This is a genomic window from Acinetobacter sp. UBA3025, assembly GCF_002367915.1.
Taxonomy (GTDB): domain Bacteria; phylum Pseudomonadota; class Gammaproteobacteria; order Pseudomonadales; family Moraxellaceae; genus Acinetobacter.
Genome location: NZ_DFDO01000184.1, coordinates 1 through 3179 on the forward strand (window position 1 = coordinate 1; position 3179 = coordinate 3179).

General features: G+C 41.6%; 3 protein-coding genes. 2 read left to right on the forward strand and 1 reads right to left on the reverse strand.

What is annotated here, in order from left to right; genetic code table 11:
- The first annotated feature begins 98 nt into the window (after positions 1-98).
- Positions 99-662 carry a flavoprotein gene (locus tag B4J23_RS07660; RefSeq protein WP_291359756.1) on the forward strand — a complete coding sequence of 188 codons (564 nt, stop codon included), beginning with the start codon at positions 99-101 and terminating at the stop codon, positions 660-662.
- Between the two features lie 242 nt (positions 663-904).
- On the opposite strand, the gene ppsR is transcribed toward B4J23_RS07660, so the two are convergent.
- A complete protein-coding gene (ppsR, locus tag B4J23_RS07665; RefSeq protein ID WP_291359758.1) occupies positions 905-1741 on the reverse strand; it encodes a posphoenolpyruvate synthetase regulatory kinase/phosphorylase PpsR in 837 nt (278 codons plus the stop codon).
- 154 nt (positions 1742-1895) lie between these two features.
- On the opposite strand from ppsR, the gene ppsA reads away from it, so the two are divergent.
- Positions 1896-3179, forward strand: a 1284-nt coding sequence (ppsA, locus tag B4J23_RS07670; protein ID WP_291359760.1) for a phosphoenolpyruvate synthase, incomplete at its 3' end; no start/stop codon positions are given.

Genomic DNA, 3179 nt, shown 5'->3' on the forward strand with positions numbered 1-3179 from the left:
GTCTAAGTTAAATTTTGAACTTTACCGCTCTAGGGCTTTTGCTAATATCTATAACAAAGCAAATAAGACCAATTATTAAATAATTTCAAGGAAAAACAATGTCCACCAAGCAGGATGCATACGCGGGTATATTTGAGAATCGTCCCGAAAATTTTCAGCATTTTACTGGCATTAAAGTGCCCTCCTCCCAGCTCGCTGAACTTGACTGTGCTGGAAAAGATATTGCGATTATTGGTACGGATCAATTTACCGTAAGTCAGCTCAACAAGATTAGCCAGCAAGCTCGCTCAGTAAAAGTTTTTCAGATTAATCCGCAATTTGTATTGCCAGGGACTGAACGGGGTTTGCACCGATTATTAAATCACCCATTGATCATTAAAAATCGACACCTATTTAATAACCGGATTAAAAGTATTTTGTCATTACGTTATCTGGAAAATCAGGTACAGAATTTATGGCTCAGACGCCAGCTCATGCCAAATCTTGCAGCCGCATCCAAAGTTTATCTTAAATCAGATCACTATTATGCTGCTCTGCAACGTGAAAATTGCCAGCTGATTACCTGGCCTATTGCAAAAATTTCCGAAAATAGTATTCATTGTATTAATGGAGATGAACATCAGGTTGAGCTAATTGTGCATACTTTTCAATCAGCAAGTTAATCTGTTTTTAGCACATAAGATTAAAAATTCGGAGTGTATTTGGAAAAATTTAGCTCTGCAAAATTGAATTTTTGATTTCATTGAATAGCAAAAAAGTTTAAAAAACAATCACTACATTTTTTATTAAAATATTGAATATTTCAACAACTTATAATATTCATATTTTATTTCTATGAAAGCAGTATTTTATTAATTTTTATCTATAAATCAGAGCCAAACCTCCGTCTGGCTCTGAATTCTTTTTAGCCAATTCGACGTTTTAGTCCTGTCATCTGTAAGACACGCGTTGAGATTTCTTCAATCGACATTTCCGAAACATTCAGGTACTTGATCCCTTCCGAAATATAGATGCCTTCAATTGCACGCAGTTCCATCTGACACTGGCTAAAGCTGGCATAACGGCTGTTGGCCTTACGTTCTGTACGAATTGCAACCAGACGTTCTGCATCAATCATCAAGCCAAAAAGCTTGTTTTTATGCGGTCTTAGCACTGCTGGCAGGCGGTTATCGTCCAGATCTTCTTCAGTTAGCGGATAGTTCGCTACACGAATTCCAAATTGCAGAGACAAATAAATTGAGGTAGGAGTCTTACCGGAACGCGATACGCCAATCAGGATCAGATCAGCCTTATCATAGTGACGCGTACGCGCGCCATCATCGTTGTCGAGCGCAAAATGTACGGCATCAATACGCGCCTTATAAGACTCGGAATCGGTCACCGCATGGGTCTGACCGACTAAAGTCGTAGGTTCGGTACCAAGTTCTTCTGATAATTTGCTAATAAGCCCTTCATAAACATCAAGATTTACTGCATTTGCGGTATTAATAATGTCTCGCACATAGGGATCTACCAACGTATCGAAAACCAAAGGTTTTTGACCGTCTTTTTGGGCACGCTCATTGATCTCTGTGACCACATTCATGGCCGCTTCTTCAGAGCTAATATAAGGGATAATATGAATGTCAAAATCCACATGCGGAAACTGCGCTAACAGCGAGTGGCCAAGGGTTTCAGCAGTAATGGCAGTACCATCGGAAATAAAAAACACACTCCGCTGAATTTGTTTACCTTCTGACATTAAAATTCTCCTCAAACATTTGTCTTAGTACTATATAATCTTTATAGTAAACCGATCTTACATGACTGTCGCTTAGTAAAATCAAAAACCTAAGCGCTTTAAGATAATTTCATGCCAAGATAGTGATTAATACAGCAAAAGTGGAGTAACAACTTTGGAAGCGCGCGTAATCGGTCTGGAAAAACTAGGGAAACACGACGTTGAACTCGTGGGTGGGAAAAACTCATCTTTGGGTGAAATGATCAGCCATTTATCCAATGCTGGTGTATCGGTACCTGGTGGTTTTGCTACAACTGCTGCTGCCTATCGTGAATTTCTCGAACAGAGCGGCCTGAACGCTAAGATTCAAGCTGAACTTGCTCAATTAAATGTTGATGATGTTAATGCGCTGGCCGAAACCGGAGCTAAAATTCGTCAATGGATTGTTGACACTCCACTTACTGCAGAATTAGAAAAAGAAGTTCGTGAAGCTTTTGCAGCACTTTCTAACGGCAACCCTGATATCGCGGTTGCCGTTCGTTCATCTGCGACTGCAGAAGACTTACCTGATGCTTCTTTCGCAGGTCAGCAAGAAACCTTCCTGAACATTCGTGGTATCGATAACGTTCTGATCGCGATCAAAGAAGTGTTTGCATCTTTGTACAATGACCGCGCGATCTCTTACCGTGTACACCAAAACTTTGCGCATGACGTGGTTGCTCTTTCTGCAGGCGTACAACGTATGGTTCGCTCAGAAACTGGTGCTGCTGGTGTAATGTTCACTCTAGATACTGAATCAGGCTTCCGTGATGCAGTATTCATTACAGCTTCTTATGGCTTGGGTGAAATGGTAGTTCAGGGTGCAGTAAACCCGGATGAATTCTATATTTCAAAACCGCTGCTAAATGCAGGCAAACACGCTGTACTGCGCCGCAACCTAGGTTCTAAACACCAGAAAATGATCTATGGTGAAGAAGCCGCTGCGGGTAAATCAGTTGTTGTGGTTGATGTAGAAAAAGCAGATCGTCAACAATTTGCATTGAATGATCACGAACTGCAAGAATTGGCTAAGCAAGCACTGATCATTGAAAACCACTACGGTTCTCCAATGGACATTGAGTGGGCGAAAGACGGTGATGACGGCAAAATCTACATCGTTCAGGCACGTCCTGAAACTGTGAAGAGCCGTGAAAATGTCGGCACGATGGAACGTTACCTGTTAAAACAACGCGGTACTGTAATCTGTGAAGGTCGTTCAATCGGTCAACGTATCGGTTCTGGTAAAGTCCGCATCGTAACTTCAATTAAAGAAATGGACAAAGTACAAGACGGTGACGTACTTGTATCTGACATGACTGACCCGGACTGGGAACCGGTGATGAAGCGTGCTGCTGCAATTGTGACCAACCGTGGTGGTCGTACTTGTCACGCTGCAATCATTGCACGTGAACTGGGTGTT

Coding starts and splice junctions, on each gene's coding strand:
- ppsR (WP_291359758.1), bottom strand. CDS start 1,741: ATGTCAGAAGGTAAACAAATTCAGCGGAGTGTGTTTTTTATTTCCGAT.
- B4J23_RS07660 (WP_291359756.1), top strand. CDS start 99: ATGTCCACCAAGCAGGATGCATACGCGGGTATATTTGAGAATCGTCCC.